The 24,902-nt window shown below is 38.7% G+C and carries 19 protein-coding genes; 9 read left to right on the top strand and 10 right to left on the bottom strand.

The features are described 5' to 3' along the window. From dnaA to AT683_RS00025, 4 genes are all read left to right on the top strand, one after another. The gene (dnaA, locus tag AT683_RS00005) at positions 1–1,365 is read left to right on the top strand and encodes a chromosomal replication initiator protein DnaA (RefSeq protein ID WP_058222135.1); all 1,365 of its coding nucleotides are present in this window, start codon (positions 1–3) and stop codon (positions 1,363–1,365) included. Between the two features lie 258 nt (positions 1,366–1,623). After that, entirely contained in the window at positions 1,624–2,724 is a 1,101-nt protein-coding gene (gene dnaN, locus AT683_RS00015) for a DNA polymerase III subunit beta (RefSeq protein WP_005669701.1), read from the top strand. A 1-nt stretch (position 2,725) separates the two neighbouring features. After that, entirely contained in the window at positions 2,726–3,805 is a 1,080-nt protein-coding gene (gene recF, locus AT683_RS00020; protein WP_058222239.1) for a DNA replication/repair protein RecF, read from the top strand. A gap of 240 nt (positions 3,806–4,045) precedes the next feature. Beyond that, complete coding sequence (locus AT683_RS00025; RefSeq protein ID WP_038440277.1) at positions 4,046–9,820, top strand: S6 family peptidase; 5,775 nt, start codon at positions 4,046–4,048, stop codon at positions 9,818–9,820. A 113-nt stretch (positions 9,821–9,933) separates the two neighbouring features. On the opposite strand, the gene leuD is transcribed toward AT683_RS00025, so the two are convergent. The 4 genes from leuD to leuA form a co-directional block, all read right to left on the bottom strand. After that, a complete protein-coding gene (leuD, locus tag AT683_RS00030) occupies positions 9,934–10,536 on the bottom strand; it encodes a 3-isopropylmalate dehydratase small subunit (protein ID WP_038440278.1) in 603 nt (200 codons plus the stop codon). 24 nt (positions 10,537–10,560) lie between these two features. Then, the gene (gene leuC / locus AT683_RS00035; RefSeq protein WP_011272333.1) at positions 10,561–11,970 is read right to left on the bottom strand and encodes a 3-isopropylmalate dehydratase large subunit; all 1,410 of its coding nucleotides are present in this window, start codon (positions 11,968–11,970) and stop codon (positions 10,561–10,563) included. 176 nt (positions 11,971–12,146) lie between these two features. Next, positions 12,147–13,223, bottom strand: a complete 1,077-nt coding sequence (leuB, locus tag AT683_RS00040; protein ID WP_038440279.1) for a 3-isopropylmalate dehydrogenase — start codon at positions 13,221–13,223, stop codon at positions 12,147–12,149. A gap of 85 nt (positions 13,224–13,308) precedes the next feature. Further along, the gene (gene leuA / locus AT683_RS00045; RefSeq protein ID WP_038440280.1) at positions 13,309–14,856 is read right to left on the bottom strand and encodes a 2-isopropylmalate synthase; all 1,548 of its coding nucleotides are present in this window, start codon (positions 14,854–14,856) and stop codon (positions 13,309–13,311) included. A 543-nt stretch (positions 14,857–15,399) separates the two neighbouring features. On the opposite strand from leuA, the gene dprA reads away from it, so the two are divergent. The 5 genes from dprA to smpB all read left to right on the top strand — a co-directional run bounded on the left by dprA (position 15,400) and on the right by smpB (position 19,709). Continuing rightward, positions 15,400–16,521 (top strand): DNA-processing protein DprA, encoded by a 1,122-nt coding sequence (dprA, locus tag AT683_RS00050; RefSeq protein ID WP_012055334.1) that lies wholly within the window; start codon positions 15,400–15,402, stop codon positions 16,519–16,521. Between the two features lie 52 nt (positions 16,522–16,573). Further along, the gene (yaaA, locus tag AT683_RS00055; RefSeq protein WP_005688368.1) at positions 16,574–17,350 is read left to right on the top strand and encodes a peroxide stress protein YaaA; all 777 of its coding nucleotides are present in this window, start codon (positions 16,574–16,576) and stop codon (positions 17,348–17,350) included. Further along, on the top strand, positions 17,343–17,924 hold the full coding sequence (locus AT683_RS00060; RefSeq protein ID WP_005651586.1) for a hypothetical protein: 582 nt from the start codon (positions 17,343–17,345) through the stop codon (positions 17,922–17,924). Before yaaA ends, AT683_RS00060 begins: the two co-directional genes overlap by 8 nt. Before the next feature lie 95 nt (positions 17,925–18,019). Then, complete coding sequence (gene pfkA / locus AT683_RS00065) at positions 18,020–18,985, top strand: 6-phosphofructokinase (RefSeq protein WP_005659252.1); 966 nt, start codon at positions 18,020–18,022, stop codon at positions 18,983–18,985. Positions 18,986–19,223: 238 nt separating this feature from the next. After that, complete coding sequence (smpB, locus tag AT683_RS00070; RefSeq protein ID WP_005659251.1) at positions 19,224–19,709, top strand: SsrA-binding protein SmpB; 486 nt, start codon at positions 19,224–19,226, stop codon at positions 19,707–19,709. A gap of 94 nt (positions 19,710–19,803) precedes the next feature. Here the strand turns inward: smpB and fis are convergent, their stop codons facing one another. From fis to AT683_RS00100, 6 genes are all read right to left on the bottom strand, one after another. Continuing rightward, complete coding sequence (fis, locus tag AT683_RS00075) at positions 19,804–20,103, bottom strand: DNA-binding transcriptional regulator Fis (protein ID WP_005651583.1); 300 nt, start codon at positions 20,101–20,103, stop codon at positions 19,804–19,806. Beyond that, positions 20,097–21,077: a tRNA dihydrouridine synthase DusB gene (gene dusB, locus AT683_RS00080; protein ID WP_012055332.1), complete on the bottom strand. Its 981-nt coding sequence runs from the start codon at positions 21,075–21,077 to the stop codon at positions 20,097–20,099. The genes fis and dusB overlap by 7 nt, the downstream gene beginning before the upstream one ends. A gap of 146 nt (positions 21,078–21,223) precedes the next feature. Continuing rightward, complete coding sequence (gene prmA / locus AT683_RS00085; RefSeq protein ID WP_005647969.1) at positions 21,224–22,111, bottom strand: 50S ribosomal protein L11 methyltransferase; 888 nt, start codon at positions 22,109–22,111, stop codon at positions 21,224–21,226. A gap of 34 nt (positions 22,112–22,145) precedes the next feature. After that, positions 22,146–23,018, bottom strand: coding sequence for a DMT family transporter (locus AT683_RS00090; RefSeq protein WP_005664204.1), 873 nt, complete (start codon positions 23,016–23,018; stop codon positions 22,146–22,148). A 119-nt stretch (positions 23,019–23,137) separates the two neighbouring features. After that, complete coding sequence (panF, locus tag AT683_RS00095) at positions 23,138–24,592, bottom strand: sodium/pantothenate symporter (RefSeq protein ID WP_005647973.1); 1,455 nt, start codon at positions 24,590–24,592, stop codon at positions 23,138–23,140. Beyond that, complete coding sequence (locus AT683_RS00100) at positions 24,589–24,846, bottom strand: YhdT family protein (RefSeq protein ID WP_005659242.1); 258 nt, start codon at positions 24,844–24,846, stop codon at positions 24,589–24,591. The genes panF and AT683_RS00100 overlap by 4 nt, the downstream gene beginning before the upstream one ends. Positions 24,847–24,902: the final 56 nt, after the last annotated feature.

The raw sequence follows: 24,902 nt of genomic DNA on the forward strand, positions 1-24,902 counted from the left end.
GTGACTCTCTCAAATCTTTGGCAAAGTTGCCTGTTACAACTTCAAGATCAAGTTTCAGCCAGCGATCTTAGCACTTGGCTTCGTCCTTTACAGGCTGATGTAGTATCAAATAACCACATTGTTTTATATGCTTCTAATATGTTTGTGAAAGGTTGGGTGGAAACCCATTATCTCGCACAAATCCAGCAAATTTGTCAAACACTTGCACAAAATCCTGAACTGCGTATTTCTTTAAAAGAAGGGGTCAAGCCTGCACCCAAGATAGTGGAAAGTACACCAAATACAACACTTAGATCAGAAAGTGCGGTAGATTTTCAAACAGAATCTAATACGCCAATAAAATTTGAATCCCATCTCAATACTAAACATTTATTTGATAACTTTGTTGAAGGTAAATCGAACCAACTGGCACGTGCAGTCGGTCAAAAACTTGCTCAAGCACCGGGCGAACCATCAGCCAATCCTTTCTTTTTATATGGCGGCACTGGTTTAGGGAAAACTCACTTGTTACACGCCATTGGCAACGGCATTTTAGCCAATAAACCGAATGCGCGAGTGCTTTATATTCACGCCAACAACTTTATGCAGCATATGGTAAAAGCAGTGCGTGATAATAAAATGGATCAGTTTAAAAAATTCTATCGTTCTCTTGATGCGCTTTTAGTGGATGACATTCAATTTTTCGCTGAAAAAGAAAAAACCCAAGAAGAATTCTTCCATATATTCAATAACTTATTTGAAACGGGTCGCCAAATTATCTTAACTTCGGATCGTTATCCTAAAGAAATTGAAAAAATTGAAGAACGTTTAAAATCACGTTTTGGCTGGGGCTTAACAACAGCCATTGAGCCGCCCGATCTTGAAACTCGCGTAGCGATTTTATTGAAAAAGGCGGAAGAACATAATATGAACTTGCCAGAAGAAGTTGCTTTCTTCATTGCTCAACGCTTACGTACCAACGTGCGTGAACTTGAGGGTGCATTAAATCGCGTGAAAGCAATGCAAGACTTCAAAGGCGGCGACATTGATATTGATTTCGTGCGAGATACCTTAAAAGATATTTTGGCTCTACAAGAACGCTTGGTTACCATTGAAAATATTCAAAAAGTGGTAGCTGAATATTATCGAATCAAGGTTTCAGATTTAAAATCAAAAAGTCGCGCACGTTCAGTCACTCGTCCACGCCAAATTGCAATGGCGTTAGCAAAAGAATTAACAAACCGCAGTTTGCCTGAAATCGGTCGTGCATTTGACCGTGATCACACGACCGTATTAAACGCTTGCCGCGAAGTGCCAAAATTCCGCGAGCAAGACAATAGCATTCAAGAAGATTGGGCGAATTTAATCCGCACTTTGTCTGCATAATCTAAAATTGAAAAAGATATAAAACAGCAAAGAACTTTTCGCTAGACAAATACCTTGCCTTCCCCTGCTTGCGGGAGGACAAAACACAAAGTGTTTTGAGCGTTGGCTTTGCCAACGACCCCGAAGGGGCGAGCGTAGCGAGTAACGTGCCCATAGGGCGGAAGGGGGCTGGTTAATCCCCCCTCAGCCTTCGGCAGCTCCCCCCAGAAATGGGTGGAGCCAAGAAATACAATAAATCCTGCATAAAAGGAGAACGCAATGCAATTTAGCATTTCAAGAGAAAATTTATTAAAACCGTTGCAACAAGTATGTGGCGTATTGAGTAATCGCCCAAATATTCCTGTATTAAACAACGTATTGTTGCAAATTGAAGACAATCGTCTGACTATCACTGGTACAGATTTAGAAGTTGAACTCTCTAGTCAAACTCAGCTTTCATCGTCTTCTGAAAATGGCACTTTTACCATTCCAGCAAAAAAATTCTTAGATATTTGCCGCACTTTATCTGATGATTCAGAAATCACGGTGACTTTTGAACAAGATCGTGCATTAGTGCAATCGGGGCGTAGCCGTTTTACGCTGACAACCCAACCTGCCGAAGAATATCCAAACCTCACAGATTGGCAGTCTGAAGTGGATTTTGAACTACCGCAAAATACCTTACGCCGTTTAATTGAATCCACTCAATTTTCTATGGCAAACCAAGATGCGCGCTATTTCTTAAATGGTATGAAATTTGAAACAGAGGGCAATTTATTGCGAACGGTGGCAACAGATGGTCATAGACTTGCGGTGTGTACTATCTCACTTGAACAAGAATTACAAAATCATTCTGTGATTTTACCGCGTAAAGGCGTGTTAGAACTTGTTCGTTTATTAGAAACAAACGATGAACCAGCACGTTTACAAATTGGCACCAACAATTTACGTGTCCATTTAAAAAACACGGTATTTACATCAAAATTAATTGATGGTCGCTTTCCTGACTATCGCCGAGTATTGCCTCGTAATGCCACAAAAATTGTCGAAGGCAATTGGGAAATGCTGAAACAGGCTTTTGTTCGTGCGTCCATTTTATCTAATGAACGCGCACGCAGTGTACGTTTAAGCTTAAAGGAAAACCAGCTTAAAATTACTGCCTCAAACACAGAACACGAAGAAGCAGAAGAAATTGTCGATGTCAATTACAATGGCGAAGAATTAGAAGTGGGCTTTAATGTCACCTATATTCTTGATGTACTGAATGCACTTAAATGTAATCAAGTGCGAATGCGCTTAACTGATGCGTTCTCCAGCTGCTTAATTGAAAACTGTGAAGACAGCAGCAGCGAATATGTCATTATGCCAATGCGTTTATAATATGGCGATTTCTCGTTTACTGGTCGAAAAGTTTCGTAACTTAACAGCAGTGGATCTTGATTTTGATCCCTGCTTTAACTTTTTAATCGGCAACAACGGCAGCGGAAAAACCAGCTTATTAGAAGCCATTTTTTATCTTGGTCACGGGCGTTCATTTAAAAGTGCGGTCACAAATCGCATCATTTCTTACGACCAACCGCACTTTACCCTATTTGGACAAATCCAAGAAAGCCAACATCAATGGTCTGTCGGCTTACAAAAACTGCGTCAAGGCAGCACCTTAGTAAAAATTAACGGCGAAGATGGCAATAAAATTTCCGATCTTGCCCATCTTCTGCCAATGCAATTAATCACGCCAGAGGGCTTAACCTTACTCAACGGCGGGCCAAGTTATCGCCGAGCGTTTTTAGATTGGGGATTATTCCACCACCAAACAAGTTTCTATTCCGCTTGGAGCAATCTCAATCGATTACTTAAACAACGAAATGCCGCCCTTGCACAAAATCAGCCTTACTCTGCCATAAAAATTTGGGATGTTGAACTTGCCAAACTTGCCCACCAAGTAAGTCAATGGCGTGCCGAATATGCAGAAGCTCTCCGCCCTGAAATTGAACAAACTTGCCAACTTTTTTTGCCTGAATTAGAAATTAATGTCAGCTTTCATCAAGGGTGGGAAAAAAATGCTGATTATTATGAAATTCTTCAACAAAATTTTGAACGAGATCGTGCCTTAAATTACACCTTTGCTGGCCCTCAAAAAGCGGATTTTCGTTTCAAAGCACAAGGATTGCCAGTGGAAGATGTGCTTTCTCGTGGACAACTTAAACTTTTAATGTGTGCATTAAGACTAGCGCAGGGCGAGCATTTAATGAAAGAAAAGCAACGCCATTGTATTTTTTTGATCGATGATTTTGCCTCGGAATTAGATCAATACAAACGTGCCTTGTTGGCAGAACGATTACAACAAAGTGGCTCACAAGTGTTTGTTACCGCCATTACGCAAAGACAACTAAAAGAAATGCAAGTGGAAAACAAAAAAATGTTTTCTGTTCATAATGGCATCATTAACGCCTTAAATTAGCCAAAAGTGCGGTGGAAAATACGCCAATTTTTTAAAAATATCAAAAATTATTATCATTACCTCGTAAATGTAATTCAAGTTTTGAGCGATTTATGCTATAAAGCTCGCTCATTATAAAGATGAAGACAACTTGCAAATTATCAACGCAACACAGCCAAAATTTGAATCAACTTGTAACCGTATATCAAATTGTGTCCTATCAAATCTACTTTTTAAACTTAATTAATAAGGACAGCTTCTATGCTAAATAAAAAATTCAAACTCAATTTTATTGCGCTTACTGTCGCCTACGCATTAACCCCTTATACAGAAGCTGCGTTAGTGAGAGACGATGTGGATTATCAAATATTTCGTGATTTTGCAGAAAATAAAGGGAGATTTTCTGTTGGTGCAACAAATGTGGAAGTGAGAGATAAAAATAACCACTCTTTAGGCAATGCTTTACCTAATGGCATTCCGATGATTGATTTTAGTGTTGTGGATGTAGATAAAAGAATTGCCACGTTGGTGAATCCACAATATGTAGTAGGCGTAAAACACGTTAGTAACGGCGTGAGTGAACTACATTTTGGTAACTTAAACGGCAATATGAATAATGGCAATGCCAAGGCACACCGAGATGTATCCTCTGAAGAAAACCGATATTACACCGTTGAAAAAAATGATTTTCCTTCAGAATTAAAGGGGCAGGCTACAACTGGAGAAGAAAAAGCTCAAAAACGCCGTGAAGACTACTATATGCCACGTCTTGATAAATTTGTTACCGAAGTTGCACCAATAGAGGCTTCAACTGCAAGTAGTGATGCTGGCACATATAATGATCAGAATAAATATCCTGCTTTTGTAAGACTAGGAAGTGGTACCCAATTTATCTACGAAAAAGGAGCTTATTACAAATTAATCTTGTCGCAAAAAGATAACAAAGGAAATCTGTTGAAAAACTGGGATATTGGTGGAGATAATCTCAAACTAGTTGGTAATGCTTATACCTATGGCATTGCAGGCACACCTTATAAAGTAAACCACGAAAACAATGGGCTTATCGGCTTTGGAAACTCAAATAATGAACACATCGATCCAAAAGGAATATTATCTCAAGATCCGCTTACCAATTATGCTGTTTTAGGCGACAGTGGCTCCCCATTATTTGTATATGATAGAGAAAAAGGGAAATGGCTTTTTCTTGGGTCTTATGATTTTTGGGCGGGTTATAACAAAAAATCTTGGCAAGAATGGAATATTTATAAACCTGAATTTGCAAAAACTGTTCTAGATAAAGATACTGCGGGTTCTTTAACTGGTTCTAACACCCAATATAGTTGGAAAGCCACTGGTAGTACAAGTACGATTACGGGGGGAATAAAACCTTTAAGTGTTGATTTATTTGATAACACAAAAAAAACTGATGGAGAAAAAGCTAACCATGGAAAAAGTATTACTCTTAAAGGAAATGGAACGCTTACCTTAAATAATAATATCGATCAAGGCGCAGGCGGCTTGTTCTTTGAAGGAGATTATGAAGTTAAAGGCACTTCTGATAGTACCACTTGGAAAGGAGCTGGCGTTTCTGTTGCTGATGGAAAAACAGTAACGTGGAAAGTACATAACCCACAATCTGATCGTTTAGCTAAAATCGGCAAAGGAACATTAATTGTAGAAGGAAAGGGAGAAAATAAAGGATTGCTTAAAGTAGGTGACGGTACTGTTATCTTAAAACAACAAGCTGATGCCAATAATAAAGTTAAAGCCTTTTCACAAGTAGGTATAGTGAGTGGTCGCTCAACTGTTGTACTTAATGATGATAAGCAAGTAGATCCAAATTCAATTTACTTTGGTTTTAGAGGCGGTCGATTAGATTTAAATGGTAATTCACTTAAATTTGATCACATTAGAAATATTGATGAGGGGGCTAGATTAGTTAATCACAATACCAGTAAATCCTCTACTGTAACAATTACTGGGGATAATTTGATTACAGATCCAAATACGGTTTCTATATATTATGTAAAACCACGAGATGAAGATGCTCCTTATTATACCTTTCGACAAATACAATATGGATACCAACTCTATTTTAATGAAGAAAATAGAACTTATTATGCGTTAAAAAAAGGTGCTAGCATTCGCTCAGAATTTCCTCAAAACAGAGGAGAAAGCAATGATAGTTGGCTATATATGGGAACTGAGAAACTAGACGCTCAAAAAAATGTAATGAACCATATCAACAACGAGCGTATGAATGGCTTTAACGGTTATTTTGGCGAGGAAGAAAATAAGGCAGATCAAAACGGCAAATTAAACGTTACCTTTAGTGGCAAAACCGATCAAAATCGCTTTTTATTAACAGGCGGTACAAACCTTAATGGCGATTTAAAGGTTGAAAAAGGCACCTTATTCCTTTCAGGCAGACCAACACCGCACGCAAGAGATATTGCAGGTATTTCTTCGACAAATAAAGATCCTCACTTTGCTGAAAATAATGAAGTGGTGGTAGAAGACGACTGGATTAACCGCAATTTTAAAGCAACAAATATTAATGTAACCAATAACGCAACCCTTTATTCAGGTCGCAATGTTGCAAACATTACTTCAAATATCACAGCTTCTAATAATGCAAAAGTACATATTGGCTATAAAGCAGGCGATACCGTTTGTGTACGTTCTGACTATACGGGCTATGTGACTTGTACTACTGACAAATTATCCGATAAAGCCCTTAATAGCTTTAACGCCACCAATGTATCTGGCAATGTAAATTTATCAGGTAATGCAAACTTTGTTTTAGGCAAGGCTAACTTATTCGGCACAATTCAAAGCACGGGAACTAGCCAAGTTAATTTAAAAGAAAATAGCCATTGGCATTTAACAGGAAATAGTGATGTTCATCAACTAGATCTAGCAAATGGACATATTCATTTAAATTCAGCAGACAATTCAAACAATGTGACAAAATATAACACACTGACTGTGAATAGCTTATCAGGCAATGGTTCTTTCTATTATTGGGTTGATTTTACCAATAATAAAAATGACAAAGTTGTTGTAACCAAATCCGCCACAGGTAACTTTACATTACAAGTAGCAAATAAAACAGGCGAGCCTACAAAAAATGAACTCACGCTTTTTGATGCTTCAAATGCAACAAGAAGTAATTTAGAAGTGACATTAGCAAATGGCAGTGTTGATCGAGGTGCTTGGAAATATACGTTGAAACAAGATAGTGGACGTTATTACTTGCATAACCCAGAGGCGGAAAAAAGAAACCTAACTGTCGATACGCCAAGTATTGCAACACCTAATAATATGCAAGCTGATGTACCTAGCGTATCAAGTAACAATGAAGAAATAGCTCGTCTTAAAGCACCAGTTCCACCACCAGCACCACCTGCACCTGCTACAACAAATGTAGCACCGCGAACTCAAGGTAGTTTTGGTGTTACGGTTACCCATAGAGATCCTAATGGTAAGATGTTAGACGAAAAAGCTGTATTAAAATCAGACTTTGAAAAATCAGTCGATAAACACAAACTTCATTTTAATGGATACGTTACAGATAAAATCTCAGAAGAAAAAGTGAATACTTACGTTATTACTTACAAAAAAGTAGACGAAGTTATGCCAGCAGACGAAGCTATGCCAAATGATGTACCTAGTACTTCTGTTACTGAACCAGCAATGGCAAACGAGCAACCAGAAACTCGTCCTGTAGAAACCACTCAACCAGCGATGGAAGAGGCAAATACTGCTAACTCAACGGAAACTGCTCCAAAATCTGATACCGCAACACAAGCTGAAAATCCAAATTCAGAAAGTGTTCCATCAGAGACAACTAAAACAGTGGCTGAAAATAGTAAGCAAGAAAGTGAAACAGTAGAGAAAAACGAGCAAAAAGCCGCCGAAACAACACCTCAAAATGATGAAGTTGCAAAAGAAACTCAATCAAGTGCAGAAACTAAGACTAAAACAAATGAAGTGGCTCAAAGTGGAAGTGAAGCCGAGGAAACTCAAGAGGCTGAAACTACTCGCGAGCCTGAAATAAATTCTACTGAAGAAACAGTAGTGAAAGATGCTTCAGAAAACAATAAACCAAAAAGTAGAGGTAGAAGAAGTGTTAGCTTGCCTTCAAATAATATAAATCCAACAGGAACAGAGGATACTGATAAAGTAGAAACAAAGAAAACTCAAGAAGCCCCACAAGTGACTTCTCAAGTGTCTCCGAAACAAGCAGAGCCTGCTCCTGAAAAAGTTCCGACTGATACAAATACAGAAGAAGCTCAAGTTCAAGCTCAAACACAACCGACAACTGTTGTTGCGGCAGAGACGACTTCGCCAAACAGTAAACCAGCGGAAGAAACTCAACAACCAAGTGAAAAAACTAACGCTGAACCTGTAACGCCTGTAGTATCAGAAAACCAAGCAGAAAATAAAGCTTCTCAACCAACAGAAACAGAGAAAACGGCTAAAGTAGAAAAAGAGAAAACTCAAGAAGCACCTCAAATGGCTTCTCAAGCGTCTCCGAAACAGGAACAGTCTGAAACTGTTCAACCGCAAGCAGAGCTTGAAAGTGAAAAGGTTCCGACTGTTAAGAATGCAGAAGAAGTTCAAGCTCAACTGCAAACACAACCAAGTGCAACAGTAAGCACTGAACAACCTGCGAAAGAGACTAGCTCAAATGTTGAACAACCTGCACCAGAGAATTCAATAAATACTGGATCTGCAACCGCAATGACAGAAACTGCTGAAAAATCCGATAAACCACAAATGGAAACTGTGACCGAAAATGATCGTCAGCCTGAAGCTAATACTGTTGCGGATAATTCTGTAGCAAATAATTCAGAAAGCAGTGAGTCAAAGAGTAGACGTAGAAGAAGTGTTAGCCAGCCTAAAGAGACTTCTACTGAAGAAACAACAGTAACTTCTACTGACAAAACAACAGTAGCTGATAATTCAAAAAGCAGTAAGCCAAATCGTAGACATAGAAGAAGTGTTAGCCAGCCTCAAGAGACTTCTACTGAAAAAACAACAGTAGCTGATAATTCAGAAAGTAATAAGACAAATAGTAGACGTAGAAGTAGAAGAAATGTTAGCTCGGAACCAACTGTTACAAGTGACAGCGATCGTTCTGCAGTACCATTGCGCGATCTCACAAGTACAAACACAAATGCGGTAATTTCTGATGCAAGGGCAAAAGCACAATTTGTTGCATTAAATGTAGGGAAAGCAGTTTCTCAACATATTAGCCAGTTAGAAATGAATAACGAGGGGCAATATAACGTTTGGGTATCTAATACTTCAATGAACAAAAATTATTCCTCAGAGCAATATCGTCGTTTTAGTTCTAAAAGTACGCAAACTCAACTTGGTTGGGATCAAACAATCTCAAACAATGTTCAGTTAGGTGGCGTGTTTACTTATGTTCGCAATAGTAACAACTTTGATAAGGCAAGCAGTAAAAATACTCTAGCACAAGTTAATTTCTATTCTAAATATTATGCGGATAATCATTGGTATTTAGCGGTGGATTTAGGCTATGGTAATTTCCAAAGCAACTTACAAACTAATCATAATGCGAAATTTGCTCGCCATACTGCACAATTTGGTTTAACCGCAGGCAAAGCATTTAATCTTGGCAATTTTGCTGTTAAACCAACTGTAGGGGTTCGTTATAGTTACTTATCAAACGCTAATTTTGCATTAGATCAAGATCGCATTAAAGTAAATCCAATATCTGTCAAAACAGCCTTTGCTCAAGTTGATTTAAGTTATACTTATCACTTAGGCGAGTTTTCCATTACGCCAATTTTGTCTGCTCGATATGATGCAAATCAAGGCAGCGGCAAAATTAATGTAGATAGATATGATTTTGCTTACAACGTGGAAAATCAACAGCAATATAACGCGGGACTTAAATTGAAATATCATAATGTGAAATTAAGTCTAATCGGTGGATTAACAAAAGCAAAACAAGCGGAAAAACAAAAAACAGCGGAAGTGAAACTAAGTTTTAGTTTTTAATAAGCCTGTTTGAATTAGCGTTATAGACGACAAAGCCCTGTGTATTACAGGGCTTTATTTTTGAATGAAATTCAGTGATTAAGTGCGGTGAAAAATCAGCTCATTTTTTATTTTTAACGTAAAAACGCTGGAATATTTTTTTCGTATGCTGAGATTTTGTCTTCGTGCTGTAGAGTTAAGCCGATATTATCTAAACCGTTTAGCAAACAATGACGGCGGAATTCATCCAGTTCAAAGTGATAAACTTTATCCCCTACAGTGACCGTCATCGCTTCTAAATCTACGTGGATTTGTTTGCCATCATTTGCCCATACCCATTGGAAGATTTCTTCTACTTCTTCTTCGCTTAAACGAATCGGTAACATGTGGTTGTTTAAGCTGTTGTTATAGAAAATATCTGCAAAACTTGGGGCGATCATTACTTTAAAGCCGTAGTCTGCTAATGCCCAAGGGGCATGTTCACGAGAAGAACCACAACCAAGATTTTTACGTGCGAGCAAAATCGTCGCACCTTGATATCGTGGATAATTCAAGACAAATTCTGGATTTGGCTTAGTGCCGTCCACATCTAAATAACGCCATTCGTGGAATAAATGTTTGCCGAAACCTACGCGAGTGATGGCTTGTAAAAATTGTTTTGGAATAATTGCATCAGTATCTACATTCGCCGCATCCAATGGAACGACTAAGCCTGAAAGTTGTTTAAATCCTGCCATTTTTCTTTTTCCTCTTATTGAGCCTTAATTTAATGCCACTTCACGAATATCAACAAATTTACCGAACATTCCTGCCGCCGCTGCCATTGCAGGACTTACTAAATGGGTACGCCCATTACGACCTTGACGCCCTTCAAAGTTACGGTTTGACGTGGAAGCACAGCGTTCCCATTCGCCTAAACGGTCGTCGTTCATTCCTAAGCACATTGAACAACCTGGATTACGCCATTCTGCACCTGCGGCAATAAAGATTTTATCCAAGCCCTCTTTTTCCGCTTGTTCTTTCACTAAGCCAGAACCCGGTACTACTAAAATACGTTTTACATTATCCGCTTTTTTACGACCTTTCATTACAGCCGCTGCTGCGCGTAAATCTTCAATACGCGAGTTGGTGCAAGATCCGATAAATACTTGATCAACTTTAATATCTTTTAAATTAGTGCCAGCTTCCAAGCCAATATAATGTAAGGCTTTTTCTGCCGAAGCACGTTGTACAGGATCTGCCATTTCTTGCGGATTTGGTATGGTTTCATTCACAGAAATTACCTGCCCTGGGTTTGTCCCCCAAGTGACTTGTGGTGCGATGTCTTTTGCTTCTAGCGTTACCACAGTGTCAAATTGTGCATCATCGTCAGATTTTAAGGTTTTCCAATAAGCAACCGCATCATCCCAATCCTTGCCTTTCGGCGCGTGTGGACGATCTTTCAAATATGCAAATGTGGTTTCATCTGGTGCAATCAAGCCTGCTTTTGCACCCATTTCAATCGCCATATTACATACAGTCATACGCCCCTCCATAGAAAGGTCTCGGATCGCTTCGCCGCAGAATTCTACAACGTGTCCTGTTCCGCCTGCCATAGTGGTTTTACCGATAATGGCAAGAATAATATCTTTTGCCGTAATACCTGATGCGACTTTACCACGCACTTCAATTTTCATACTTTTTGCGCGAGCCTGTTTTAAAGTTTGAGTGGCTAATACGTGTTCTACTTCAGAAGTACCAATACCAAAAGCCAAGGCACCAAATGCACCGTGCGTTGCGGTGTGTGAATCGCCACAAACAATTGTCATACCCGGTAAGGTTAAACCTTGTTCAGGCCCCATAACGTGTACAATGCCTTGCTCTTTGGTTGTTATATCAAATAATTTAATACCTGTTGCTTTGGTATTTTTATCCAATTCTAACACTTGAATTTTCGCTTGACCTTCAAGTTTATTGACGTCTCGTACTTGAGTAGAAATGCTGTGATCCATTGTGCCGAAAGTTTTGTTTACTTGACGTACTTGGCGATTTGCGACGCGTAACCCATCAAAGGCCTGCGGGCTGGTTACTTCGTGAATCAAATGACGGTTGATATACAAAATCGGCGTTTCGCCCTCTGCTTCATACACAATGTGTGAATCAAATAATTTTTCGTAAAGTGTTTTTGCCATAATATTTTTCTCTATTCGTTAAGGGAAGTGCGGTTAAAATTCGACGTGTTTTTCAGCCGCACTTTAAATACTTTGTCCCCCTGTTTATTGGGGATATTTCTAAATAACTAAGAGTGGGAGATTGCCCCCCTTCCGCCCTTCGGGCACCTTCCCCCGTAAACGGAGGAAGGCAAGTATTAAATTGCTTGTGTAATCAATGTACCCATTTCTGCCGTTGAAACTGGTGTGGAATCATCTGCTAAATCAGCGGTGCGATGACCACTTGCCAAGACTTTTTGAACCGCACTTTCAATAGCATCTGCTGCTTCATTTAAGTTGAAGCTGTAACGCAACATCATCGCGGCAGAAAGAATTTGTGCGATTGGGTTGGCAATGCCTTTGCCTGCAATATCAGGGGCAGAACCACCAGCAGGCTCGTATAAACCAAAACCTTCTTCGTTGAGGCTTGCAGATGGCAACATTCCCATAGAACCTGTGATCATAGCCGCTTCGTCAGAAATAATATCGCCGAAAATGTTAGAGCAAAGTAAAACATCAAAAGATTCTGGTGCCTTGATTAATTGCATTGTGGCGTTATCGATATAGATATGCTCTAAAGTCACTTCTGGATAGTCTTTTGCCATTTCTGTCACGGTTTCACGCCATAAAATAGAAGACTGTAATACGTTAGCTTTATCCACAGAAGTGACTTTTTTATTGCGTTTCATTGCTGCATCAAAAGCCGCACGTGCAATGCGTTCGATTTCATATTTGTAATACACTTCGGTATCAAATGCTTTGGTTTGTGTACCATCCCCCTCACGGCCTTTAGGCTGACCAAAATAAATTCCGCCCGTTAATTCACGTACTACCACCATATCAAAGCCTTTTGCGGCAATATCTGCACGTAATGGACAGAATTTTTCGAGTCCTTTATAAAGGGTAGCAGGGCGAAGATTACAGAATAATTTGAAATATTTACGCAAAGGCAATAATGCACCACGTTCTGGCTGTTGATCTGGCGGTAAATTTGTCCATTTAGGGCCGCCCACAGAGCCAAACAAAATCGCATCCGCTTCATCACAGCCTTTTAAGGTTTCTGCTGGTAATGGATAACCGCAATGATCAATGGCAGCACCGCCCACAAAAAACTCGTTAAAGTTAAGTTTAAAACCAAATTTTTCTTGAACTTTGTTTAATACTTTAATGGCTTCAGCCATTACTTCGGGGCCGATACCATCGCCTGCTAATACTGCTATATTGTATGATTGCATATTATTTTTCCTATTTTTTACTTCAAAAGTGCGGTTAGTTTTTTCGTATTTTTCCCCTCTTTGCGAAAAAGGGGAACTCGATAGATTAATGCTGTTTATGATTCTTAATATCTGCCACTTTATGCGCTCGATAAATGGCATTGATAGCGTGGACTAAAGCAAGTGCGGAAGATTCAACAATATCTGTTGCTAAACCGACACCGTGGAATTTACGCCCTTTGTGTTCCACCACAATATCCACTTGCCCTAATGCTTCTGCACCCTCGCCTTTAGCGGTTAAGTTATAGTGAGACATTTTGATTTCTAAGCCAGTTAAATTTAAGATGGCGTTGTAAACCGCATCCACTGGGCCATTGCCGCCAATTGAAGACGTACTTAATTTTTCGCCATCCAACTTCAATTGAACAAAGGCTGTTGCTGGATATTCTTTCGTTGAATGAGCAGAAAGTTTATCTAATACTAAGCGATCCTCGTCCCCTTGTTGCATATCGATAAACGCCAAGGCTTCCAAGTCATAATCGAACACTTGACCTTTTTTATCCGCCAATTTTAAGAACGCGTCATACAATTTATCCAAATCATAATCTTGTTCGTTATAGCCCATATCCGTCATATGACCTTTCACAGCTGCGCGACCAGAACGGGCAGTTAAATTCAATTTTTCTTTTTTCAATCCAATGGTTTCTGGAGACATGATTTCGTAGGTATTTTTGTTTTTCAACATACCATCTTGATGGATACCAGAAGAATGAGCAAAAGCATTTGAACCCACAATGGCTTTATTCGGTTGAATCGGCATATTGCAAAGTTGGCTAACCATTTGGCTGACACGATGAATTTCTTGGGTATTGATACGAGTATCCACGCCCATAAAATCCTGACGAACTTTCATTGCCATGACTACTTCTTCAAGGGAAGTATTGCCCGCACGTTCCCCAATTCCATTAATAGTACATTCAATTTGACGCGCACCATTTTGCACTGCCGTTAAAGAATTAGCGGTTGCCATACCTAAGTCATTGTGGCAATGCACAGAAATCACAGCTTTGTCGATATTCGGCACGCGATTACGCACTTGAGCAATAATGTTGCCATATTCATTTGGTAAGCAGAAACCGACTGTATCGGGAATATTTACTGTAGTTGCACCTGCATTGATTGCGGCTTCAACAATACGACAGATATTATCAATGCCTGTACGCCCCGCATCTTCGCAAGAAAACTCAACATCATCCGTATAATTACGTGCGCGTTTCACTGCTGCAACTGCCATTCCTACTACATCATCAAAAGAACGTTTTAATTTCGCTTCAACGTGCAATGCGGAACTTGCAATAAACGTATGAATACGGAATGCTTCAGCAACTTTCAATGCTTCGTATGCGGCATCAATGTCTTTATCTACGGCTCGAGATAACGCGGCAACACGGGCGTTTTTAATATGGCGTGCAATGGTTTGAACAGATTCAAAATCTCCTTGAGAAGAAACGGGGAACCCCACTTCCATTACATCCACGCCTAAGCGTTCAAGTGCTAAAGCGATCTGTAATTTTTCTTTTACCGTTAAACTTGCTTTTAACGCCTGTTCCCCATCACGCAAGGTGGTATCAAAAATAATAACGCGATCTGTCATAACAATATCCTTACTAAAAGTTCCTCTAAAATCACTCCAAAAGTGCGGTGCGTTTTTCCTGTATTTTTTAGACAAAAAACCCGCGACTTATAAAGTGCGGGTTTAAAATTGGGTATTTACATCTGACTGTTTTTTATCCACAACTTAGCCGCACGCAAAATGTGAGAGCAGCAGGTTGAGAGATAAAGAAACAATACGAGACATAAATAAAAATCCTTCTGTGTAAAACGTTTTCCATATTACGAATAAAAAACTGGCTGTCAAACTATTTTTTGGCATTTTATATTAAAAATAAACCTGCTTACACTTCATAAAATATACATTTAACTAATAAATTTAATAAAATTAGCACATTTAACCAATACCATCTTAATCAACAAATTTTTCTTATTGGATTTTTTATATTTTCAAAATAAGAAAAATTTTGCAATTTTTTATTCATTAAAAAGAATTTTTGCGATCTGCATCGCAAAATGCTTTTAAATTAATCGTTTCTCTCCCTCGTTTTTTCCATACTAGATTTTCAAATAAAAAGGAAAAAATATGAATGACATTACCTACACATTACTCCGTTTAATGCAAGTACCTAAACTTGGCGGCGTTGGCATTGATAAAATTTTGTCCAATATTACCTTAAATGAATTACTTAATTATGATGATGTTGCTTTCCGACAAATGGGATGGGGAGCCATTCAAATTCGCCGTTGGTTCAAACCTGAAGCAAAATTTATTGAGCCAGCACTCGCGTGGTCACAAAAAGAGGGAAATCATTTAGTAAATTATTTTTCCCCTTTTTATCCCTTTTTATTGAAACAAACCGCAAACTTTCCGCCACTATTATTTGTAAAAGGAAATTTAACCGCACTTTCACAACGCCAAATGGCAATGGTTGGGAGCCGTTATTGCACGACTTATGGAGAATATTGGGCAAAACATTTTGCAACAGAACTTTCATTAGCGGGTTTTACCATAACAAGCGGTTTAGCATTAGGAATTGATGGTCATTGTCATCAGGCTGTCGTTAATATTCAAGGGCAAACTATTGCGGTCTTAGGCAGTGGATTAGAACAAATCTATCCCTCTAAACATCAAAGATTATCAGCACAAATCATCGAAAATAATGGTGCATTAGTCTCTGAATTTTTACCAAACCAAGCACCTATTGCTGCTAATTTTCCACGTCGTAATCGGATTATTAGTGGGCTTTCAGTCGGCACGCTTGTTGTTGAAGCCACCGAAAAAAGCGGATCACTTATTACTGCACGGTATGCGTTGGAACAAAACCGAGAGGTTTTTGCTGTGCCAGGCAATATTCAAAATGAATCAAGTCAAGGTTGTCATCGCCTAATTAAACAAGGTGCAATGTTGGTAGAAAATGCTAAAGATATTTTGGAAACCCTCTATCAACATTCAATCCATAGCCAAACTGAAATTGATTTTGACCAGATCGCCGTGCCTAATTACACGCCACCACCTGATCCTCGCCGATTAGTAGAAGCACCAAGCCACCCGAAACTTTACTCGCGTATTGGTTACACGCCTGTGAGCATTGATGATTTAGCGGAAGAATTTAACTTGAGTGTCGATGTTTTGCTTGTTCAGTTGCTCGATCTTGAGTTGCAAGATCTTATCATAAGTGAAAATGGCTTATATAAACGCGTTTAACGTAAATTTTTATGCTAAGATACGCCCATTCTTTTTTCATAAAAGGACGATTATGTTAGCGATTATCTCCCCTGCCAAAACCCTTGATTTTGAAAGTGCGGTAAAAAATTTTCCTGTTTCTCAACCGCACTTTACCGATTACAGCGAACAACTTATTGAGGTTTGTCGTAAACTTTCTCCGCAAGATCTTTCATCATTAATGTCTATCAGCGATAAGTTGGCAGGTTTAAATGCCGCACGCTTTGCAGAATGGACAAAAATTCACAATGAAGACAATTCTCGCCCTGCACTCTTTGCATTTAAAGGCGATGTTTATACAGGTTTAGATGCTGATTCCCTTTCGGAAGATGATGTCATTTTTGCGCAATCCCATTTACGTATGCTGTCTGGGCTTTATGGACTTTTAAAACCGCTTGATTTAATGCAACCTTACCGATTAGAAATGGGGACAAAATTAGCCAATCCGAAAGGAAAAGATCTGTATGCCTTTTGGGGAAATGTGATTACCCAAGCAGTTCAACAAGCTATTGATGCACAAGGCGATAATGTATTAGTCAATCTAGCCTCTGATGAATATTATAAATCTGTTAAAGAAAACCAACTTAACGCCAAAATTATCAAGCCAGTTTTCTTAGACAATAAAAATGGAAAATACAAAGTAATTAGCTTTTATGCTAAAAAAGCACGAGGCTTAATGTGCCGTTATCTTATTCAACATCGTTTAACCAACATTGAACAATTAAAAGAATTTGATTTAGCTGGTTATTGGTTTGATTCAGCATCCTCCACTGAAACTGAATTTGTCTTTAAGCGAGATATTAATGAATAAAATTTTTGTTATTTTGACCGCACTTATACTTTCAGGCTGTGCAACTAAGCTGACCCAATTAAATGTGCCTACGCAGTTAGAATATAATGGCAAACATTATGTACTTACTGGCAGCCAAGATTTAGGAACCATTGCACGCTATGCGTATATATCTAAGCCAGATACGCTAGAAAATTGGCAATCTGAAATTGAAATTCTTTTTGATCGCAATCAACCAGCGCGTTCAATTAAAGAACGCATTGCATTGAGAGAACGCATTTATCGCAATACAGACGTGAAAGATTTTCATTTTGATACTATTCCAGAAAATTCGACCAATCCAAATGAATTAAATGGATATGTCATCTATTCGCCAACGAAGGAAAATCCATCTTGGCAAGTCAATGTAATGAAAGGACGACAATTGCCCCAATGTGGCTTTGTGCAATTTCAATATTCACAGAAAATACAGCAACCAACGCGTTCTAAACATTTATCTGTCGATAAAGTACAACAACATTTGCAAAAATACGTTGTGGATATAGAAAGAAAACATTTACAAAATTTGAAATGGCAACTGTTCTGTGAAAAATAATGTAGATCAAAATCTCGTCAAATTTTGCTAGAGCAGATTCTTTGAATGATGTAATCTTATGCCCATTTTCAATTATGGTTAAAAGTAGGTAAATTATGATTAAAAAAATTGCAGTTTTAACAAGTGGTGGCGATGCGCCAGGTATGAATGCCGCAATTCGTGGCGTAGTACGTTCTGCACTTGCAGAAGGCTTGGAAGTGTTTGGTATCTATGATGGTTACCAAGGTTTATACAATAATAAAATCAAACAATTAAATCGCTATAGCGTATCTGATGTCATTAATCGTGGCGGTACTTTTTTAGGCTCTGCACGTTTTCCTGAATTTAAAGATCCTAATATTCGGGCAAAATGTGCGGAAATTTTACGTTCTCACGGCATTGATGCACTTGTGGTTATCGGTGGTGACGGTTCTTATATGGGGGCAAAATTATTAACCGAAGAACACTGTTTCCCTTGTGTTGGATTACCCGGTACTATTGATAATGATGTGGCAGGTACTGACTATACCATCGGTTATCAAACCGCATTACAAACTGCAGTGGATGCAATCGACCGTTTACGTGATACATCAAGCTCACACCAACGTATTTCTATCGTTGAAATTATGGGTCGCCATTGTAGTGACTTAACGATTTCTGCGGGGATCGCTGGCGGTTGCGAATATATCGTCGCATCAGAAATTGAATTTAATCGCGAAGAATTAATTCAACAAATTGAACGTAGCATTATTCGCGGTAAACGCCACGCTATTATTGCTATCACTGAACTTTTAACTGATGTTCATTCTCTGGCAAAAGAAATTGAAGCTCGCGTAGGCCACGAAACTCGCGCAACCGTTTTAGGGCATATTCAACGTGGTGGTTCTCCTTGTGCTTTTGACCGTATTCTTGCCTCACGTATGGGCGCATACGCAGTAGATTTATTGCTACAAGGCAAGGGCGGCTATTGCGTAGGTATCCAAAATGAACAGCTCGTTCATCACGATATTATTGATGCCATTAATAATATGCAGCGTGTATTTAAGGCTGATTGGCTTAAAGTGGCAAAACGTTTGGAATAATCCTTTATTCACTATATAAATCACTAACACTTAATTCATCTTTTTATCTTTCTCAAACAGACACAACAATGTGTCTGTTTTTTCTTAAAAAGTGCGGTCAGTTTTTCTCTTATTTTCTACAAATCATTTATTTTTAAAGATTGAAAATAAATGCGACTGCCAGTTCTACCTAGATGATCTTTTTGCTATCAAAATAGAGATCCGATAAAATGCCTCAGGCAAAATAAGGGATAAAATTATGACAAAGAAAAAAGTAAAACCCAATTCAAATACTATCGCACTGAATAAACGTGCAAGACACGATTATTTTATTGAAGATGAAATTGAAGCAGGTCTTGAATTACAAGGCTGGGAAGTCAAATCTATACGCGCAGGCAAGGCAAATATTAGTGATAGTTATGTTATTTTTAAAAATGGCGAAGCCTTTTTATTCGGCGCAAGCATTCAGCCATTAAATGTTGCATCAACGCATATTGTTTGTGATCCAACTCGCACTCGTAAGTTATTGTTAAATAAACGCGAATTAGCATCCCTATTTGGCAAAGCAAACCGAGACGGTTTTACCATAGTTGCACTTTCTCTTTACTGGAAAAGTGCGTGGGCAAAAGTCAAAATTGGTTTAGCCAAAGGTAAAAAACAACAGGATAAACGTGATGATATTAAAGAACGTGAATGGAAAGTAACAAAAGATCGCATTATGAAAAATGCACATCGAAGATCTTAAATTGTAATAATAAATTAGCCCCAAATTACTTGGGGCTAATTTTTAAAATAGAATGAAAAACATTCAATCTTTTTGTTAATAAAAGAATATCGCCTTATCCCATACCGTATTTTTTTAATTTTTTACGTAATGTACCACGGTTGATACCAAGCATATTTGCTGCACGGGTTTGATTACCACGAGTATATTGCATAATCATATCTAACATAGGGTGTTCAACTTCCGCTAATACTAGCTCGTAAAGATCATTCACATCTTGACCATCTAATTGTGCTAAATAATTACGCAACGCTTGTTTGACTGAATCGCGTAATGGTTTGCTGGTCACTTGTGATTGCGCATTTAATACTGATACCGTTAAGGCATCGGCAGAATTACGTTGTTGTTCTAACATTTTTCTTTATCCAAAATTAAATTGAAAAAATCTTCCAATACAATCAGCTGCTCTTTTGGATCACTAATTGCATTAAAAGTCTGTTTAAAAACGGAATCAGGTTGAATTCCCTGTAAATACCAAGCTACGTGTTTACGCGCAATGCGATAGCCTTTTTGTTCGCCATAGAATTGATGTAATTCTTGAATATGACGCAAAATCTGACCACACTTTTCTTTTAAACTTGGCATTTGACTTATCGAGTTATGCTCAATTAGGTTTTCTACCGCTTGAAATAACCAAGGGTTACCTAAGGCAGCACGACCGATCATAATGGCATCCGCTCCAGTATAATCAAGAACGAATTTTGCTTTCCGAGCAGAATCAATATCGCCATTAGCTATAACTGGTATAGCAATCGCTTGTTTAACGGCTTTAATGTTATCGTACTCCGCTTCACCTTCAAAAAGACAAGCGCGTGTACGACCATGCACCGTTAATGCTTGTATGCCACATTGTTCTGCAATTTTGCCGATTTGAACGCAATTTCGATTAGATTTATCCCAGCCTGTACGAATTTTTAAGGTCACTGGCACATTGACGGCGGACACTACTTCTCGCAAGATTTTTTCCACCAAATAAGGAAATTGCAACAACGCAGAGCCTGCGAGTTTGCGATTTACTTTTTTGGCAGGGCATCCCATATTAATGTCAATGATTTGAGCGCCATATTCCACGTTAATAGCAGCGGCTTGCGCCATCTCGAGTGGATCACTACCTGCAATTTGCACCGCATTGAGACCTAAATCTTCGCTATGTGCCAAACGCAATTTGGATTTTTCGGTATGCCAAACTTGCGGATTTGTGGACATCATTTCTGAAAATGTAAGCCCCGCACCATAATATGCACAAAGACGGCGGAAAGGCTGGTCGGTAATACCTGCCATTGGTGCAAGTAAAACACGATTTTTTAATTGGTATGAACCGATTCGCATTTTACGTTCCTTTCCTAGCAAGCCTAAATCTAATTTATATCGAACTGCTCGACAACCGACAAGGCTGGCTATAATACGCATTTTGCCTTGCTTTGCAAAGTGAAATTTGTTTAAAAAATACACTTTTTTTGATTGACAAAAAGAAATTAAAGCGTTTTTAGCTTACCCGTAATTCGGCACCATTCTTCTCTCGCCGCGACTGGCTCTAACGCAAATGTTTGCGTATAGGCATCGCATACCGATTGAGCTTGAGTTTCTAAAATGCCCGATAAACCAAGATCGCCATTCGGCTTAACAAGTTGGCTAATGATTGGGTAAAGTTCTTTGAGAGGGCCAGCAAGAATATTCGCCACCACGACATCTGCTTTTAAATCAGAGGGTTTTTCATCAGATAAGAACAGCTGTAGGCGATCTGCCACGCCATTTTGCTCAGCATTATTGCGACTGGCCAGAATGGCTTGTGGATCGATGTCAATTCCCACCGCACTTTTCGCACCAAGTTTTAATGCTGCAATGGCTAAAATACCAGATCCACAACCAAAATCGATGACGCTTTTATCTTTTAAATCAAGACCATCTAGCCATTCTAAACATAGTGCGGTTGTAGGATGAGTGCCTGTACCAAATGCTAAACCTGGGTCAAGCATAACATTGACGGCATTTTCATCAGGCACATCACGCCAACTTGGACAAATCCATAAACGCTTACCAAATTGCATTGGGTGGAAGTTATCCATCCACTCACGTTCCCAGTCTTTATCTTCTATTTGTTCAATTTTGTATGCCGTATTGCTATCTAAGTGTTTTGCTTCTTTTAATAAGCGGACAATTTCTGCCATATCTGTTTCTGCATCAAATAGTGCAATAACATCGGTATTACCCCATAAACGCGTTTCGCCCGGCAAAGGCTCAAAAATCGGTGTATCTTGACTATCCATAAAAGTTACAGAGACGGAGCCGATTTCTTCTAAAAAATCACTCATTTGTTCTGCTTTTTCATTGGTGCTGTTCAGGCGAATTTGAATCCAAGCCATTTGTTTTTTCCTTTATTTCATAAAATGGGGCATATTATACCGATTTTTTTAAAAGTTTCGGCAGTAAAGTCGAGCCAAGTGTGGCGAGCATGATGATTGTTATACCAAGTGCGGCTGAAAATGATAGCGTTTCGCCAAGTAATGATACAGCAAATAAGATGCCGAATAGCGGTTCAAGTGCGACTAAAACACCGGAGATATTGGCATCCACACTATTAAGGCCTTTATTCCATAACCAATAGGCAAGCCAGCTACAGCCAATGGCAAGATATAATAAACCTGCAATACCAGTAGAATTTAATGATATTTGCCAGTTTTCTGTGAGTAATAGCGTAAATGGCAATGTTGTGATGGTGCCAAGAACAATGCTGACGGAGGTATAAGCCTGCGTTGAGACTTTGGCTACAACTCGCTGTGTCCAACGTAATACGGCAGCGAAAATGATCCCAGCACTTAGTACTAATAAACAGCCGAATAAACTGATGTTATCAATGCCTTCATTATTTTTTCCGCCATTAATTAAAATTGCCACGCCAATAAATGCCATTGCACCGAATAGCCAGTGAAACCATTTTGCTTTGTCTTTAAAGAAGAAATGCCCGACAAATACAACGAGCAGCGGTTCTAGCCCAATCATGGTGACTGCACTGGACGCAGATGTATATTTTAGTCCGATGAATTGCAATAAAAATACGGCGGTATAGTTAAAGAATGCCAACCACCAAAGCTGTTTACGCATTGGTTTATCAATTTTTTTCCAACGACGTAAAAAGAGTGGCATGACAATAATCATTGCAATAATTAACCGCACTTGCACAACAAGCACAGGATCCATCATCGAATAAGTGAGCTTACCGACGATTAATGAACTGCTCCAAATAAGTAGCGCAAGAATTTGATAGAGCATTGATGTATCCCTGTGAATTGTTCCAATTCTATGTTTTAGCGTAGAAATTGCTGAAAGTGAGAAAATTAAATATCACCTTCCTCTCATTTAGAAGAAGGTGACAGCATATTGATTAATACTTAAAGTGCGGTAACTTTTAATTGAGTTTTTTCAATACGACGTTCGCCCAATTTATTACCCACTAAAAAGGCAATTAATCCAAATACTAATGACGGCACGATTTGATGGAAGTTAAATAATTTTATGCCAAGTTGAGTGAGCAAGATATAACTCCCCAAGCCGATAATCATTGAGCTTAACGCACCATAAGCATTTGCTTTATCCCAGTAAATACCCAGCACAATTACCCATAAAAATGCGGCTTCCAGTCCGCCAAAGGCAAATAGGTTTAACCAAATAATCATATCTGGTGGATTGAGGGCGGCAAAGATTAAAAGTGCGGTCAAAATCAGCGTAATAATTGATGAAAAATAGCTCACTTTTTTCTCATTTTTTGCGGCCTCTGGTTTCGCAGAAAGGTATAAATCTTTGACAAAAATAGAAGAAGATTGAATAAGTTGTGCATCAATTGTGGACATAATCGCAGACATCGGTGCAGCTAAGAAAATCCCCGCAACAATAGGCGGCAATACTTTTATCATTAATGTTGGAATTACTTGATCTGATACCGTTAAATTTGGAATAACCGCTCTGCCAAGCGCACCAGCTAAGTGCATACCCAACATAATAATTGAAAGTACAATGGTTCCAATCAGCATACCGCGATGTAAGGCTTTACTGTCTTTAAATGCCATACATCGAACTGCGGTATGTGGAAGACCAACCACCCCGAAACAGACAAGTATCCAGAAAGAAGCCATAAATTGGAAATCTAACATTCCATTTGGCCCGTAAGGCGTGACTAAGTCAGGATCAATTTCAGTTAATTTATTAACCGCACTTTCTACACCACCGAGGGCATAAATCGTGCCAATAAGGAGGATTATAGTCCCAAAAATCATTACGGTACCTTGAATGGTATCCGTCAGTACGACGGCACGGAAGCCCCCGATAAAAGTATAGATACCTACCGTTAAAGCAAATAAGAGTAATGCTTGAGTATAAGAAATGCCGATGGTTGTTTCTAATAAACGCGCACCACCAATAAATTGCACGGTCATAGCCGCAAAAAATGCGAGAAGAAGAGCAAGGCTTGATAGCCAAACTAAATATTTGTTTTTATAGCGATAAAAGAAAAGATCATTAATAGTTAAAGCATTGGTTTCTCTTGATAATAGCGCGAATTTTTTACCTAATGCACCTAATGCAAGCCATACGACTGGCACTTGAATCATCGCAAGTAATACCCAACCTAATCCGTATTTATAAGCTGCGCCTGGCCCTCCGACAAAAGAACTTGCACTGGCATAAGTTGATGCAGTTGTCATTGCGAGCACAAAACCAGTCATCGAACGATTTCCCACATAATATTCTGTTAAAAAATCGCCTTTTGTACGTTTTACATAGGCAAAAATTGCCGCACCAAAAACAAAAGTGAGATAAATAATTAAAGGAAGAATAATACCTAGATTCATTTCTGACTCTCCTGATCGTTAATTTCAAGAGAAATATCCTGAAAAATAATTTTGATAATCCAATAACCAATTACAATAAACAGAATAGGCAAATAAATACAAGAGAGTTCGAACCAGAGGGGGAAACCAATCGGCCCTTGAGTTTCTTTAGGTAAATAAGCACATAAGCACCAACCTATCACATATAAAATAGATAAGCTCAATGCCCAACTGGCTTCTTTACCAGCTTGTTGATAACGTTGTTTTAATGTCATATTTTTTCCTTAAATTTTTATAAGTGAAAGTATATTTTTTGAATGGTATAAGAGGC

Origin of the sequence: Haemophilus influenzae, from assembly GCF_001457655.1 — a bacterium.
In the GTDB taxonomy this organism is placed as follows: Bacteria; Pseudomonadota; Gammaproteobacteria; order Enterobacterales; family Pasteurellaceae; genus Haemophilus; species Haemophilus influenzae.